The organism is Vibrio genomosp. F6, from assembly GCF_005146325.1.
Lineage (GTDB): Bacteria > Pseudomonadota > Gammaproteobacteria > Enterobacterales > Vibrionaceae > Vibrio > Vibrio cortegadensis.
Map to the genome: position 1 here is coordinate 129,959 of NZ_SYUT01000024.1, position 14,070 is coordinate 144,028.

Consider the following 14,070-nt stretch of genomic DNA (forward strand, 5'->3'; position numbering starts at 1 on the left):
CGTTACAGGAAGTACCGTTTTAGTAGTAAGCCGGAGCCAATCGTGGCTCCGGTATAAAAGGATATAACATGTCTGATAATAATTGGTTCACTAGCTTTCCAGAAATGGATCGTTCTACTCTAAGAACAATCAAAAAAACACTGGATGGTGGTTATCGTGAATTTTCTCGTGAGTACGGTGAATTCATCGAGTCACTATTCGATCCGCTCCTCACTTTTCTTGTTTGGTTTGAAAAACTCCTGCTTTCGACACCTTGGTTTATCGTTTTAGCCATTTGTACTGGGTTGGTCTATGCAGCAAGTCGCTCATGGAAACTTGCCCTTGGTTGTATTGGTTCTCTATTGCTGATTGGATATTTTGGCATGTGGGAAGATACGATGAGAACCTTGAGCATTATCACCGTATGTACACTGGTCTCAATTTTGCTCGGTATTCCTATTGGAATTGCGATGGCTCGTTCTAACCGCGTTCAATCAATCGTTACTCCGATGCTGGATGTGATGCAGACCATGCCAGCTTTCGTATACTTGATCCCAGTGGTGATGCTTTTAGGTATCGGTAAAATTCCGGGTCTGATCGCTGTGGTTATTTACGCGATTCCTCCAGTTATTCGTTTGACCAACCTTGGTATTCGCTTGGTTGATAAAGAAGTGTTAGAAGCGGCGACTGCATTTGGGGCCAGTCAGAAACAGCGTTTGTGGGGCGTTCAGTTGCCACTTGCAATGCCAACCATTATGGCCGGTATCAACCAAACCATTATGATGGCGCTCTCTATGGTCGTTATCGCTTCAATGATTGGCGTGAAAGGCTTGGGTCAACCAGTCCTCAAATCAATTACCAACCAGTATTTTACTTTGGGATTACTCAATGGTTTCGCGATAGTGGCACTTGCCATCTTGTTTGATCGAGCATCGCAAGCATACGCAAAACGTACCAATGCCCATTTGGGAGATCTTAAACATGACTAAACCTTTAATTGAAATCAGTGGCTTATCTAAAGTCTTTGGGCCGAAGCCTTTATCAGTTATGAACCGTATTAAACATGGTGAAAGCAAAGATACAATCCTTGCCGATACGGGTCATACTGTTGGTCTGAAAGATATTAATCTTGAAATCGAAAAAGGTGAGATCTTCGTTATCATGGGGTTATCGGGTTCGGGTAAATCAACCTTGATTCGCCATTTCAACCGATTGATTGATCCCACTGAAGGGAAAATTATCGTTGAAGGCATTGATGTCATGAGCCTGAATACGAAAGAGCTGGAAGAGTTTCGACGCCATAAAATGTCGATGGTGTTTCAACGATTTGGGTTGATGCCACATCGTACGGTGATCGAAAATGTTGCCTATGGTTTAGAGATTCAAGGCATTAATAAAAGTGCACGTTTAGCAAAAGCAGAAGAGTGGCTAGAAACAACAGGCTTGAAAGGGTATGAACAACAATATCCATCGCAGCTTTCTGGTGGGCAACAGCAACGTGTTGGTCTATCTCGTGCACTTTGTACTGATGCTGAAATCTTATTGATGGATGAAGCTTTCTCGGCTCTCGACCCTTTGATCCGTAGTGAAATGCAAGATCAATTGATTGAACTACAAGAGAAGCTGCATAAAACTATTGTTTTCATTACCCATGATTTAGATGAAGCCTTACGACTTGGTGATCGCATTGCAATTTTGAAAGATGGCGTATTGGTACAACAAGGTACACCACATGAAATTCTTCTTAATCCCGCTGATGATTACGTTGAGGCGTTTGTAAAAGATGTCAACCGAGCGCGAGCGTTGACGGTTGAAACGGTGATGCAGCCACCTGCGTTGCGTATTACTGCTGAAACCATTGAAGGTGCGTTAAGTGAAATGAAAAAATCGAAGCATGATTATGGCTATCATGTTACCGATGAAGGCTATCAAGGCTTGGTCACTCAAGAGAGCTTACAAGATGCTGTTGAAGATGTGACAGTACATGATTTTAGCGATGAGATGTATGAAGAAGTTCCGGCTGTATTACCTGATGCCGTTATTGAAGAGATCTTGCCAGATACGATGTCATGCGACTACTCGTTACCAGTGGTTGATGAAGAGGGTAATTTAAAAGGTGAGTTGGAGCGCAGTGCCGTTGCCGATATCTTTTCTGAAACGAGTGAATCAGAACCTGATGTCGAGAAAGCGTCATAGCATTGATGAACTGATTACTGAATGTAGGTATTCATTTTAATTACTTTAATTTACTTGGCCACTAGGGCGTGTTGAACTTTCACTGCGGTAGTCAGTTTGAAAGTACAACTCGCCCCATTTGATCGTACTCTTAACAATATTGAGCGCTTTTAGGTGACAAACCTTGATGATCACTTCCCATCCTCACCTTCCGAATTTCAGCCGTTATCACCTTCTATTGCAACAGTATTTAATCTGCTTGATATATTTCAATCATGGTTAACGTTATAGTTGGTGTTCGAGAAACAACACCAATAATTACCTGTACTTGCTGAAGGAGCGTCGAGGCTTATGAAGAGACTTTTGGTTAGCTTAATGACATTGTGTGCGATTTTGTTTACCACAAGCGCCAGTATTGCATCTGAGCGTGCAGATTCTGCATGGGCGTTAATTGGCGATGGAGCCTTGTTGGTAGATGTTCGAACACCTCAAGAGTTTAATGTTCGTCATCTTGATGCTGCGGTGAATTACCCACTAAATACCATTAATTCATCTTTTGCCCACATCGATAAAGATCAATTAATCGTGCTTTACTGTCGTAGTGGTAATCGTTCAGGGCAAGCAGAAGCACACTTACAAGCTGCTGGCTTTACCAATTTGCATAATGGTGGTGGACTCAATGAAATGCTAGCAGCGAAACCTTAACATTAAATAATCACTATTGGTGTAAAGGAAAGAACATAGTGTGTATTTCCTGGACGAGTTAGTGATTGCTCAGGTGTAAACCAGAGCGGTAATGAATAAGCGTTGCAAATAGATACGATTACGAATACGAGAGGTCCGTTTTGGAGAGCGAAATTATCGTCCCGCTGAACAGTTTCGTGCATCGAGTCCATGATAAATTATGGTTTTCTGATCTCGTATCAAATTTAGACTGTAGCTTAAAACGGATCAGACGCTCTCGCCACTGGACTCTTTTAGGTAAAGAACATCGGCTCACCCAGCTTCGAAATGAGTTATCAGATGATCACTATCTATGGGTGAAGCAAGCAATCGATAAGGCACTGCCAAAACGGGATATTTGTCTTGCCGAGTTAATAGAGCGCAACCCAAATATCACGCTTAATCAGTTAATAACAGTGTCTGGCTGTACCATTTCTGAAGCTCGCTTAGCCATTGATGCTTTTGAAAGCTTAGATTTGGACTAGCCTCGGTTTATCGTTATGTCCGAGATGTAACCATGCTCAGTACCGACTAAAGCTTGTTTTAGCATGGATGCGGCTTCTGTTGCGGTCATGAAGCTTGAGGTGTTGAGATCTTTACCACTGGTTTTCCAGAAGCTTGTCGCCATACCTCCTGGATACACGGCAATAATCTTCATTGGGTAACCTTTAAGCTCAAGCCGTAGCGATTCGATCAACCCACGGACAGCCCACTTAGCTGCGCAATATGTCGACTCTCCCGCTTTTCCTGCTTGGGCGGCGGTGGACATCACGACGACAACATTAACCTTATGATCGCGATAACGTTGAATTAACTCTCGCAAAAAAAGAATGGTCGAAGTGATATTGTTATCAAGGAGCTGTTTGATTGCTGCTGGATCTTGATCTTCAATCTTTCCAAAGTACCCACTACCAGCACAATGGATCACGGTATTAGGAGCCTCTTCTATCGTATCGAATAGCTCGGCAACGCTTTGAGGATCACATAAGTCACTCGCATGAGTGGTTACCTGAGCGTTTAGTGGTGCACTTATCTGCTCTAATCGTTGTTGATTGCGTCCTGTTAGAATTAATTTCTCATTATCATCGCTATATAAACTAGCCAGTGCCGCGCCTAACCCACTACTTGCTCCAGTAATTAGAATCATGAAATATCTCAGGTAATGTAAAGAGTGCTTAATGTATCGCGTCAGTGGAGGGTTTTCTTCTATTAAGAGAGTGGCAGTTCACATTTATTAATTTATTATCGAAGGAATTTAGGGTTTTGATGAGAGAGAAGAGAAGGACAAATGAGGGAAGGTCGTCACTCCATCCTCCATTGCATACTGCATAGGGAGATGGAGTGGTCATCAAATTCTTATCTGAATCAATTAAAAAACAGAGGTGTGACTCTAATTAACATCGATGACTATCTTACCGCGAGTTCGGCCTGATTGGCTCTGCAAGTGCGCATCAACAATCGTCTCAAGAGTAAAGTGATGCTCGATCAGAGGCTTGAGAAGATCGGCTTCGACTAGGCTATTTAGCTCTTTTAATATACGGCTGCTTGGTTCAATAAATACAAAGGCAGCGCGAGCATTATGTGCCTGTGCCAACTCTTCATCAGGTTGATCAACCACAGAAACAAGAATGCCATTTTCTTTCAGTAATTCCCACGAGTGCTTTTGAACATCGCCACCCATGGTATCAACAACAATATCTACGGGCTCAATTTGCTCTTTCAGCGATGATTTTGCGTAATCAACCGCTTGATCAGCTCCGAGGTTGATTAGCAGATCTTGATTCGCAGCAGAAGCCGTAGCAATCACCGTCGCGCCTTTTGCTTTTGCGATTTGAATGGCTAAGTGACCTACACCACCAGCGCCAGCATGGATGAGAACTCGTTGACCCGGTTGCACATTGGCAACATCTACAAGACATTGCCAAGCCGTGATCCCTGCTAACGGTAAAGCGGCGGCTTCTGAGAAACTCAGTTTAGGGGATTTTAAAACCGCTTCGTCTGCTTTTACTGCAATATAGTCAGCATAACTACCATCACGAGCAATGTTTGGGCGGCTGAATACCTCATCACCAACATTAAATTCACTGACCTTCGAACCGACTTCCACCACAATACCCGCGACATCCCAACCTAGCGTTACAGGTAGTTCATATGGAATGAATGCTTGCAAATAGCCCTCGCGGATTTTCCAGTCCACCGGGTTAATCGCTGCTGATCTTACGGCAATTAGAACGTCATCATCATTGATTTTTGGTTTAGTAATGTTCTCTAGCTTTAGTGTTTCAGTGCCACCATATTGGTGAATTCGGACAGCGCGCATAGGTTATTCCCTTTAACATTTTTCGTGAGTCTACTGATACGAGTGGTATGCAAAGAAAAGCACCCGTATCTGATTTTGTACTTTGGTAATGTCGACTAAATTGCGAAACCGTTAACCGTCAGTTGAACATCTATGTTGCCACGCACTGCATTTGAGTAAGGGCATACTTGATGAGCGGTTTGAACTAAAGCGGTTGCTTGCTCTTGGTCAAGATCAAGCTCAACAGATAAGCTAACCGTTAGCGCAAAGCCACCGTTTTCATTAGGACCAATACCTACTGTAGCCGTTGTTGGTGCTGATTTGATCGCCACTTTTGTTTCACGGGCTACGTGTAAAATTGCATTTGAGAAACATGCCGAGTAGCCCGCTGCAAATAGTTGCTCTGGATTCGTCGCGTCGCCAGATCCGCCCATCTCTTTTGGGTAGCTAAGAGCTAGAGAAAGCATGTTGTCATCTGTGCTTACTTGACCACTGCGACCTGCCATTGCTGTTGCTGAAGTTGTGTATAGTGCTGTCATGTTTTGAATCCTGTAATAGATAGTTATTTTGATTGCTAGCAATTAGGTTGTGCGCAACTTGATTTTTATTAATACTAATTGAAAGAATTTAAGTGCGCAAGTATATTGTGCGCAATTAATTAATTTTTATTGGTGATTACATGAGTGAGCAAGGAAAAGATGAGTACCTAAGTTTGGATAATCAGGTCTGTTTCGCTTTATATAGTGCTTCTAATGCGATGGGTCGAGCTTACCAACCTCTTCTAAAAGCGTTAGATCTCACATACTTGCAATACATAGTGATGATGGTGCTGTGGGAAGAGCAAGTGATGAATGTTAAAGCGCTTGGCCATAAAACACACTTAGATTCAGGAACACTAACGCCACTGCTAAAACGTTTAGAAGTGAAAGGGTACGTCAGTCGAACCCGTAGTTTGGAAGATGAGCGAGTTCGTGTGATATCTGTGACCGATTTGGGGGCGGAGTTACGTGAGCAGGCTAAAAGTGTTCCTAGCGAAATGCTGTGCATGTCCAAAATGAATATTGATGATCTTCTTAAGCTGAAGAAGGACTGTGAACAACTGTTAGCAAACTTAACAGGCGGGTGAATGAAAAAGTGGAATCGGGGTGAGCGATAACCTTGCCCTGATTAACGTGTTTCATTAGGTGCTGAGATTTAGCGCTATGTGTTAAATGTTCGGCTTATTTATAGTTTGATGTATATATATTGTTATATTTACATCCTTATACTCTTCTATTATCTCCTCCCACATTTAATAATAAATAGAGATGTCGCTTAAATAGCCAGTTAATAAATATTAATCAACACTTTGATAATAATGGGCATGAATAACTACTTAATTAACGAATGAATTCTATTAACATAAATATAATTTTTAGACGCGTTGGGGAATTTATTCACTTAAAACGACATAAACTACGCATTAATTGAGTGTTATTTTGGATTAAATGGAATTTATCGTGATCGAATTATCAAAAATGAACAAAAACCATAAGAAGAAGCCATTATCTCTCTGAGATTATATTCACAATAAGCGAATCGTTCACAGTGAAAACTGACATTAAAGCTCGAATATGAGTGAAACTACGGATAATTAATCGAATAATGACTATTTATTCCATATTTCTAGGCATTCTAGTGAAATGATATTCGGACATTTATCACATTTCCCCTAGATAATTTTACTTAACATAGCGCCACTTTAATCATTCATTCCAATACGATCTATTAAAAATAAAGACGTATTTCTGTACTCTATAAAAAGGATAAATGTCTAATGAGCGGCGATATCATTAAGTTTTCAAGAAACACTGAAAATGCACCACAAAGTTCTGTATCTACTCAAACAGTAGCTTTTTCTCATTATAATAATATTTCAGCTCAATTACCTGTAGACCCAAAAACAGGTAACATTGTAGTTGGCACTGTAAAAGATCAAGCAAAACAGTGTTTAGACAATATTAAAGCGATTGTAGAAAGTATCGACCACGTAATGGACGACGTAGTAAAATTGAATATCTTCGTTAAGAATATCGCAGATATTGAAGCTATCGATGAAATCTACACATCTTACTTCCAAAGCGATCTTCCAACTCGTGTAACAGTTGAAGTCGCTGCATTACCTCTGAGCGATGCTTTGGTACAGATTGATGCTCTTATCTCAAACGGTGAAGGCACAACGCCTCAAGCACCTTGCGCGCTAATTAAAGTATCAAGAAATACTGAAAATGCACCTAAGGGTTTATACTCTCAAACGGCTGCATTCTCTCACTACAACAACCTAGCAGCACAATTACCTGTTGATCCAAAAACAGGCGCATTGGTTGCTGGTGGCGTTAAAGAGCAAACAGAGCAGTGTTTGAACAACATCAATGCAATCCTAGAAAGCATCGGTCACGTGATGGGTGATATCGTTAAAACAACAATCTTCCTTAAAGATATCGAAGATGCTGCTATCGTGAATGAAGTTTGTGCTAAATTCTTCCCAGGCTACGTTCCAGCACGCACTGTTGTTAATGCATCAGCTTTACCTATGGGCGCATTGGTTCAAATCGATACTTCTGTGTCACATGGCGACGGAACTCCACCACAACTTCCTGAAGATACAAGCCTTCTTGTTATCGAAGCGAACAATACAGACAATGCTCCAGCAGCACCATACTCGCACACTGTTGCATTCTCTCACTACAATCATATTGCTGGTCAATTACCTGTTGACGCTAAAACAAATGAAATCGTTGCTGGTGATGTAAAAGCTCAAGCTGAACAGTGCCTGAAAAACATTCAAGCAATCATTGAAAGTGTTGACCATGTAATGGACGACACTGTGAAAATTAACATCCAACTTCAAAACATCGAAGATATCGACGCTGTAAATGAAGTTTACACAACATTCTTCAAAGGCGACCTTCCGGCAAGAACAGTTGTTGGTGTTTCAGCGATTCCAATGAATGCTCTAGTACAAATTGATGCTGTTGTTTCTAACTGTGAAGGTACGCCTCCACAAGCATAATCTGTATTCGATTACGGCTGAATCGTGATTAAATTGTGATGAGCATAATTGCGGTTCAGTAGCATTCGAAATGGAAAGAAGGGGGCGTTTCAGTGATCCTACTGTTTTAGCTAACGGGATTGGTTACAGAAATGACGCTTTATTGAAAGCCACTATTATTGTGGCTTTTTTCGATCGATAGGAATGAACTAACATCCAGAAGTCTCGCGCTGGTACTCTGGTAATTCATTATTTCCAGCCGTTGCTTGAGTATATAAAACCCAGCAATTACCACTTTTTACATCCCCAGAGCTACTCTTATCATAACCTACATACAAGTTAGCCGCCCCCTCTTCTTGGGTTGAAAAGCTACCGTCAATAATGATTGCATCGTCTATGTGTGTATTGTCTATGTAGTTATAGATTAAGTCCCACTCACCTTTGTGCTCTTGCTGAATCCCATCTTTGTTGAGATCAAGAAAAGTGAGTCGAGTGCTTGAGGAACTTGGATCTCTCACTTTTACATAGCCTAACAAAGCTTTGGCATGAACCTGCTCATTGGCATATTGCATGCTGCTTTGCATTGAACGGATGGTGCTGATTCTTGCATCTGTTTGGATATTCAAAAATCGAGGTAGTGCTGTGACTGCAATAATACCAAGAATGACAATAACGACGACTAACTCAATAAGGGTAAATCCTCTGGTTTTCATGTTTATTCCATTAAAATACAAAGAAAGATGAATATATGAGCACTATACTACCATTAATTCAAATGAGAATAGGTTGATACCAGCTCTAAAGAGAACCTTAAGAGATGAGTAAGCAACTTTGGTTTTATCTCAAATCTAATTTTTCCTTCAATGTTCCGGGTTTGATAAAAAGCCCAGATATGAATTTCAGATCTGGACTTTTTGTTATATCAACATATTTTATTCAGTATTCTAAACGGTGAATCGGTCAACCAAGTTATATAACTCACGCGCTTTACCATTCAATTCTTGGCTGCCAGAGCGATTTTCATTAGCAAGCCCCGCTGATTGGTTACTTTGGTCAGAAATCACCACTATACGCTCAGATATCTCTTGTCCGACAACACTTTGCTCTTCTGTGGCGGTCGCGATCAATGAATTCATATCCATGATGGTATCAATTGACTCTTTGATTTTGGCCAACGCTAGACTGGCAGAATTCGCTTCATCAACGGCTTTGACACTTCGGCTTTGGCTAGAATCCATGGCTGTGACTGCGTTGTCTGACGCCGCTTTAAGTTGTTGGATCATCGTATGGATTTCGCCTGTGCTATCTTGTGTGCGACTGGCTAATTTCCGAACCTCATCGGCAACTACGGCAAATCCACGTCCTTGTTCGCCTGCTCGTGCTGCTTCTATAGCGGCATTTAAAGCAAGGAGGTTCGTTTGTTCTGCTATATCTTGGATCACCTCTAAAGAAGATGAGATATTTTGCACATCACCTTCAAGCCTAGAGATCACATTGTTTGCTTCAGCGACTTCGTTTGCCAACGCTTGCACGGAATCGGCTGCTGAAAGGACAATCGCACTTGCTTGATCGACATTATCTTCTGCGTTTTTAGCAGACTGAGCTGCTTGATGTGCATTGTTAGAAATTTCATGAGCTGTCGTCGTCATTTCTGTCATTGCGGTGGCGACTTGGTCGGTTTCGGTATGTTGACTTGAGGCGAGTTCATCCACTTGTGTTGCACGATTGCTCATGTTATTCGTTTCATCGACGACTTCTTGGCCGACTTGGCTCACTCTAGAGATGATTGACTGAAGGCTGGTAACGAAGGTGTTGAAATTTTTAGTGAGTTCAGAAAACTCTGGAACATTAGATTCCTGCATGCGGGCTGTTAAATCGGCATCACCACTGGCAAATGAGCGAATTGAGGAATCAAACTGTTCTAATGGACGCATTATGCTGCGATTCACCAATACTGCGAATAGCGCGACAATGATGGCAATAACAAGGCAGAATAACCCAATGGATGTAATGCTTCGATTCATGCTGGCAGTCGAAAGAAGTTGCATCCCTTCAATAGCTCTATCAACGTCGTCAGTATAAAACCCAGTACCTATCATTAGATCCCATTGTGGAAAATAAGCAGAGAAACTGAGTTTCGGTAGAGGCTGTGTCTCTCCCGGCTTAGGGAAGTAATAGGTAGTAAATTGTTCCCGCTTAGCATTTTTAATCAAATCTTGAATAAGGTAGTTACCTTGTTTGTCTTGAAGGTTGATAAAATTCTCTCCAAGTCCTTTTGTGGATTGACCTTGAATGACACGGATCCCGCTAGAGGTGTACCCGAAGATATAACCACTTTTGCCAAACTTGATCTCTTTTAACGTTGCTATAACTTCTTCAAGTGTTCCATTTGAATTTACGATGGGCGTGATTGCTGTCTGAGCGATCTGAATATAGGACTTTAGTTCCGCTTTTTTCATGTTCATCATGCTGTCTCGGGTCGAATCAATTTGCTGTCGATTTAGCTTATTAAGTTCGTTGTAGGTGAGAGACATCATGCTGATAGCAATAACAAATAATGGAATCATGGAGAGTATATAAAGGCGTTTACGTATAGTGAGGTTCATAACTGCTTCCTGAAAAATGTAATAAGGCTGACATTACTCAATCAATGAGCTATTTTTTATATTTTAAATATAGTCTACCCAGTTATAAGTAATATAGATGTGAAGGAAATGTAACTTTAACTAAAGTTGTAGGAGTATTGTTTGAAGTGAGAAATCGAGGCTGATTTCAAGAGATAAGAAGCGTGTGTGACATTCGATACAGTGATACGGGTCACTGTATCGTAGTTTAATAGGAGATCAGTTTGACGGTAGGAAATAGCGATGCCAGTTGTCATTGATCTGATCATAGTTGAAGGTGCAAAAGTCTTTACGATCGGTCAGGTAATCATTTTCTACTTCATTGAGCAGTGCTTGATGTTTTTCAGGATCACTCCCGTATACAAGACATAAGGTAGAAAAATAGCGCTGTAAATCGAAACTATGTTCATCGATATACTCACCGAAATCATAATAGTCAGGCCTGTCGTCAGATTCGAAAGCGAACATATCAGCGGCACTGATTGCTGCATCATCTCCTTGATCTACAAAGTTAAGCATCAGGATAGTCGCGAAGTTATCGACCGCATCTTCCTCTTTTCCTAGTATCGCAATATCTTGATCAGCAATAAACGCATGCCCGGCCTCATGCAATAAAGTGTGCAGTAGAGTGTCTATTGCCCCCAGTTGCGCAGATTTCTGAAATTTTTCCTCATACTTATTTTTTTGAAAGTAAGATAAAGATTCTTGATAAAAGCGGTAAGGGATATAAATAGTATGTTTATCAGGATCATATAATGGCCCTTCAGTACCACCATATTGAATGGTTAATGTCTTATTAAAAGGGAAGGATTGATTGGACAGCTCTATTACCGTTTGATTGATGCCACTAGCTTCTATTTGCTGTTTCGCTACCTGCTCTGCAGAGTTGTCAGGAGCCGAAAATTGAATGATCATATTTGGTTTGGCTGCGAGGGCAGGAGAAATGCACAAACAAGAGTAAGTGATCGTGCTAAATAATCGTTTCATCAAAATCAGTCCCTTTTATTTTCAATGTTATAGCTATACCGCATTATTATCATTTAAACAAATGGCGGGATGGTGAGTATCGTTTTATAAACAACATCATTAACGGTATTGATTTTGGAGAAATGTTTCGTTTAAAGCTGAGGTGAAGATAAATTTCGGCAGATGAAGACGATGTGCTATAATCCGCGCCCGATCCGATTTGGAGCATAACTTAGGGTATTTTTATGAGTGTTAAAAACGAACTTCAAGAAATTAACAATCGTCTAGATAAGTGCCGTCATAAAATGGCTGCCGCTAAAACTCGTCAAGATCGCCCAGTGGTCCGTCAGTTTGAAGAAGAGATTAAAAAGTTAACTAAAAAAGTTGCACAGCTTAAGCATAAGCAGAGCTATGACGTGAACCAAGAGCGTAAAAGTTTAGTTGATATGCCTTTCAAGCGTGCAATTACTAAAGCAGAGCAAGCTGATATTGGTAAATTGAAAAAATCAGTGAAAGACCTAGTTATTGTCCACCCAATGACCAAATTAGGCAAAGAGTTACGTTTAGAAGAAATGACAGGATTTGCACCTAAAGCATTTTAATTCTTTAGATTGTGCGAAAAAAGGAGCTTAATAGCTCCTTTTTTGCTTTTTTACTTCTAAGTAAACAAGCATATAGGCGTAGCCAAGGCGTTATGAGGGAGATCATAAACAGGCTATCGCTGATACATACCTAACGTGCGCGTAACATTGTACGCAATTAACTTTGTACTGTGGTGTGATTTTTATTCATTTCGATTGAAGTGACCACACCAAACTGAGGACACATACCAGCCAAGGTACTTAACTATTACAACAACTCTCATTAAGGATGATGATTGAGCAAATATAAGAGGTTATATGAATCAATTAATTTCAGTAGGGCCATTAGAGTCTTTTCTTATTGCCATCAGCGTGCTATTTCTTGGCCACTTTGTTAATACTAAGCTTCCTACGTTAAAGAAATACAACATTCCAGAACCAATTGTTGGTGGGCTAATTGTCGCCATTATTATCACTATGCTGCACTTCAATGGCTTAGATCTTGAATTTTCTCTACCATTACAAAATACCTTCATGTTGATGTTTTTCAGCACTGTAGGGCTTGCCGCTAACTATACTCAGTTAATGAAAGGTGGTGCGAAGGTCTTTATCTTCTTAGGCATTGCATCGGTATACATCATTATTCAAAACGGTGTCGGGGTGTCATTGGCAACCGCTTTAGGGCTCGATCCTTTAATGGGGTTGATTGCTGGATCCATCACCCTATCTGGTGGTCACGGTACGGGAGCCGCATGGTCACAAACGTTTGCTGAAAATTACGGTTTGTCTAACACCTTAGAAATAGCGATGGCTTCCGCGACCTTTGGTTTGATTATTGGCGGTATTATTGGCAGCCCAGTCGCGCAGAAGTTGATCGATAAAAATAACTTTGAATCAGACTACGGTACTGGAACTCACACACATGAGCGCTTCCCTGAGTTAGTTACCTATAACGAATATGAAGAAGATAAAGTCACCGCAAAGAAAGTGATTGAAGTGCTGTTTATTCTTCTTATTTGTGTGACGGGTGCTAAGTACCTTGAACAATGGGTAAGTACCTTTGAGATCAAGTGGTTAATGATCCCTGACTTTGTATATGCACTGTTTATCGGTGTGTTTATTACCAACGTGATGGAAGTGACTAAAGCTCATAAGATTGATACCGAAACGGTGGATATTCTCGGTACTGTTTCTTTGTCTTTATTCCTTGCTATGGCATTAATGAGCCTTAAATTGTGGAACATCTTCGATTTAGCGATTCCATTCTTAATGATCTTAGCTGTTCAAGCGGTGATTCTAGGTATTTTCGCTTATTTCGTGACATTCAAAGTCATGGGTTCAAATTATGATGCGGCGGTTATGGCTGGTGGGCATTGTGGTTTTGGTCTAGGTGCCACTCCAACGGCTGTAATGAATATGGGCTCATTGGTTAATCGCTTTGGTCCATCACCACAAGCATTTATGGTGGTGCCTATTGTCGGTGCATTCTTTATTGATATCGTAAACCTGATCATTCTTCAAGGTTACATTTCGTTTATAGGATAAGCGGTAAATTAGCCTTTGATTAAAACGGCTAGGATACTAAACATAAAAGCTCTGCTGATTTAGCAGAGCTTTTTTTATAGGCCGGTATTAATGAGGTAGGGCTAGGAAGAACTAAGATTCTTGGTTTGTAACACTCAAAAATCCTGT

At 40.9% G+C, this 14,070-nt stretch carries 14 protein-coding genes; 8 read left to right on the forward strand and 6 right to left on the reverse strand.

Annotation, left to right across the window (positions count from 1 at the left end; translation table 11 throughout):
- The first annotated feature begins 68 nt into the window (after positions 1-68).
- From FCV43_RS09565 to FCV43_RS09580, 4 genes are all read left to right on the forward strand, one after another.
- Positions 69-968 carry an ABC transporter permease gene (locus tag FCV43_RS09565; protein ID WP_136995018.1) on the forward strand — a complete coding sequence of 300 codons (900 nt, stop codon included), beginning with the start codon at positions 69-71 and terminating at the stop codon, positions 966-968.
- The gene (locus tag FCV43_RS09570; RefSeq protein WP_136995019.1) at positions 961-2,175 is read left to right on the forward strand and encodes a quaternary amine ABC transporter ATP-binding protein; all 1,215 of its coding nucleotides are present in this window, start codon (positions 961-963) and stop codon (positions 2,173-2,175) included. The genes FCV43_RS09565 and FCV43_RS09570 overlap by 8 nt, the downstream gene beginning before the upstream one ends.
- Positions 2,176-2,505: 330 nt before the next feature.
- Entirely contained in the window at positions 2,506-2,859 is a 354-nt protein-coding gene (locus FCV43_RS09575) for a rhodanese-like domain-containing protein (RefSeq protein WP_113798686.1), read from the forward strand.
- A gap of 140 nt (positions 2,860-2,999) precedes the next feature.
- Positions 3,000-3,362: a ribosome recycling factor family protein gene (locus FCV43_RS09580; protein WP_276607067.1), complete on the forward strand. Its 363-nt coding sequence runs from the start codon at positions 3,000-3,002 to the stop codon at positions 3,360-3,362.
- Here FCV43_RS09580 and FCV43_RS09585 read toward each other — a convergent pair.
- The 3 genes from FCV43_RS09585 to FCV43_RS09595 form a co-directional block, all read right to left on the reverse strand.
- Positions 3,359-4,024: an SDR family NAD(P)-dependent oxidoreductase gene (locus FCV43_RS09585; RefSeq protein WP_136995020.1), complete on the reverse strand. Its 666-nt coding sequence runs from the start codon at positions 4,022-4,024 to the stop codon at positions 3,359-3,361. The genes FCV43_RS09580 and FCV43_RS09585 overlap by 4 nt on opposite strands.
- 243 nt (positions 4,025-4,267) lie before the next feature.
- Positions 4,268-5,197, reverse strand: coding sequence for an NADP-dependent oxidoreductase (locus FCV43_RS09590; RefSeq protein ID WP_136995021.1), 930 nt, complete (start codon positions 5,195-5,197; stop codon positions 4,268-4,270).
- Between the two features lie 95 nt (positions 5,198-5,292).
- On the reverse strand, positions 5,293-5,715 hold the full coding sequence (locus FCV43_RS09595; RefSeq protein WP_017052370.1) for an organic hydroperoxide resistance protein: 423 nt from the start codon (positions 5,713-5,715) through the stop codon (positions 5,293-5,295).
- Between the two features lie 140 nt (positions 5,716-5,855).
- On the opposite strand from FCV43_RS09595, the gene FCV43_RS09600 reads away from it, so the two are divergent.
- Entirely contained in the window at positions 5,856-6,302 is a 447-nt protein-coding gene (locus FCV43_RS09600; protein ID WP_136995022.1) for a MarR family winged helix-turn-helix transcriptional regulator, read from the forward strand.
- Positions 6,303-6,992: 690 nt separating this feature from the next.
- Positions 6,993-8,228 carry a RidA family protein gene (locus tag FCV43_RS09605; protein ID WP_017052372.1) on the forward strand — a complete coding sequence of 412 codons (1,236 nt, stop codon included), beginning with the start codon at positions 6,993-6,995 and terminating at the stop codon, positions 8,226-8,228.
- 188 nt (positions 8,229-8,416) lie between these two features.
- Here the strand turns inward: FCV43_RS09605 and FCV43_RS20755 are convergent, their stop codons facing one another.
- The 3 genes from FCV43_RS20755 to FCV43_RS09620 form a co-directional block, all read right to left on the reverse strand.
- Positions 8,417-8,920 (reverse strand): prepilin-type N-terminal cleavage/methylation domain-containing protein, encoded by a 504-nt coding sequence (locus FCV43_RS20755; RefSeq protein ID WP_136995023.1) that lies wholly within the window; start codon positions 8,918-8,920, stop codon positions 8,417-8,419.
- A 231-nt stretch (positions 8,921-9,151) separates the two neighbouring features.
- Positions 9,152-10,813, reverse strand: coding sequence for a methyl-accepting chemotaxis protein (locus tag FCV43_RS09615; protein ID WP_136995024.1), 1,662 nt, complete (start codon positions 10,811-10,813; stop codon positions 9,152-9,154).
- Positions 10,814-11,050: 237 nt separating this feature from the next.
- Positions 11,051-11,818: a DUF4344 domain-containing metallopeptidase gene (locus FCV43_RS09620; protein WP_136995025.1), complete on the reverse strand. Its 768-nt coding sequence runs from the start codon at positions 11,816-11,818 to the stop codon at positions 11,051-11,053.
- A 224-nt stretch (positions 11,819-12,042) separates the two neighbouring features.
- Between FCV43_RS09620 and FCV43_RS09625 the strand changes: the two genes are divergently transcribed.
- Both FCV43_RS09625 and gltS read left to right on the forward strand, forming a co-directional pair.
- Positions 12,043-12,399, forward strand: a complete 357-nt coding sequence (locus FCV43_RS09625; RefSeq protein WP_136995026.1) for a YibL family ribosome-associated protein — start codon at positions 12,043-12,045, stop codon at positions 12,397-12,399.
- A gap of 297 nt (positions 12,400-12,696) precedes the next feature.
- Positions 12,697-13,923, forward strand: a complete 1,227-nt coding sequence (gltS, locus tag FCV43_RS09630) for a sodium/glutamate symporter (RefSeq protein WP_136995027.1) — start codon at positions 12,697-12,699, stop codon at positions 13,921-13,923.
- The last annotated feature ends 147 nt before the right edge of the window (positions 13,924-14,070 follow it).

Excerpts from the sequence above, each read along its gene's own strand:
- FCV43_RS09565 (WP_136995018.1), top strand. The coding sequence starts at position 69 with ATGTCTGATAATAATTGGTTCACTAGCTTTCCAGAAATGGATCGTTCT.
- FCV43_RS09570 (WP_136995019.1), top strand. The coding sequence starts at position 961 with ATGACTAAACCTTTAATTGAAATCAGTGGCTTATCTAAAGTCTTTGGG.
- FCV43_RS09575 (WP_113798686.1), top strand. The coding sequence starts at position 2,506 with ATGAAGAGACTTTTGGTTAGCTTAATGACATTGTGTGCGATTTTGTTT.
- FCV43_RS09585 (WP_136995020.1), bottom strand. The coding sequence starts at position 4,024 with ATGATTCTAATTACTGGAGCAAGTAGTGGGTTAGGCGCGGCACTGGCT.
- FCV43_RS09590 (WP_136995021.1), bottom strand. The coding sequence starts at position 5,197 with ATGCGCGCTGTCCGAATTCACCAATATGGTGGCACTGAAACACTAAAG.
- FCV43_RS09595 (WP_017052370.1), bottom strand. The coding sequence starts at position 5,715 with ATGACAGCACTATACACAACTTCAGCAACAGCAATGGCAGGTCGCAGT.
- FCV43_RS09600 (WP_136995022.1), top strand. The coding sequence starts at position 5,856 with ATGAGTGAGCAAGGAAAAGATGAGTACCTAAGTTTGGATAATCAGGTC.
- FCV43_RS09605 (WP_017052372.1), top strand. The coding sequence starts at position 6,993 with ATGAGCGGCGATATCATTAAGTTTTCAAGAAACACTGAAAATGCACCA.
- FCV43_RS20755 (WP_136995023.1), bottom strand. The coding sequence starts at position 8,920 with ATGAAAACCAGAGGATTTACCCTTATTGAGTTAGTCGTCGTTATTGTC.
- FCV43_RS09615 (WP_136995024.1), bottom strand. The coding sequence starts at position 10,813 with ATGAACCTCACTATACGTAAACGCCTTTATATACTCTCCATGATTCCA.
- FCV43_RS09620 (WP_136995025.1), bottom strand. The coding sequence starts at position 11,818 with ATGAAACGATTATTTAGCACGATCACTTACTCTTGTTTGTGCATTTCT.
- FCV43_RS09625 (WP_136995026.1), top strand. The coding sequence starts at position 12,043 with ATGAGTGTTAAAAACGAACTTCAAGAAATTAACAATCGTCTAGATAAG.
- gltS (WP_136995027.1), top strand. The coding sequence starts at position 12,697 with ATGAATCAATTAATTTCAGTAGGGCCATTAGAGTCTTTTCTTATTGCC.